Source organism: Peribacillus sp. P4_C12, assembly GCF_056402095.1.
This window is the reverse complement of record NZ_JBFUIB010001214.1, coordinates 1-523: the sequence shown is the minus strand read 5'-3', so window position 1 is coordinate 523 and position 523 is coordinate 1. Positions and strand designations below refer to the sequence as shown.

Annotated in this window: 1 protein-coding gene; it reads right to left on the bottom strand. The window is 42.5% G+C overall.

Going from position 1 to position 523, the window contains the following annotated elements; all coding sequences use genetic code 11:
* Positions 1-493, bottom strand: a 493-nt coding sequence (locus tag AC1DUW_RS32190) for a Ger(x)C family spore germination protein (protein WP_477644633.1), incomplete at its 3' end; no start/stop codon positions are given.
* Positions 494-523 lie beyond the last annotated feature (30 nt).

The window sequence follows — 523 nt, the reverse complement described above, 5'->3', positions numbered from 1 at the left end:
CATTCTGTTTGCTTAAAGAAGTTTCTTCATCACCTTTTATATCTGCTTGGATTCCTGTTAACACCGGTTGTTTTCCTTCACTTACAATATCCGAAATCAGTTCGTCTAAACTCTCGAAACTTGTCGCTGACCATGCAGTTGCTGAGACTTTCAGGGTATCAAATATTTGATTTGCAGGTATTTTTTCTAAAGACGTGGGCACCTTCAGGATYTCTGCTGCTYTCATTCCCTTAGCTACGACGATATAAAAATCGGATCGGATTTCCCAGTCCCTTGAGAGAAGATCTAACGGTTTCCCAATTCCTTTTTTTGCTAATGACTCACCAATCACGAGGACTCGAAGATGTGAGGGATATATTTTTCTTGGGGATTCCTTGGTCATTTTTCGGATAGCCTCAAAAACAGTTTCCCCTTTCGCCTGATAGATGATTGTCGGTGATCCGCCGGAACCTCCACCGCCTTTTCCTGTAGCTAATTCTCCTGGATTTACCACTTGGGCGGTTACWAGATATTGACCATCCTT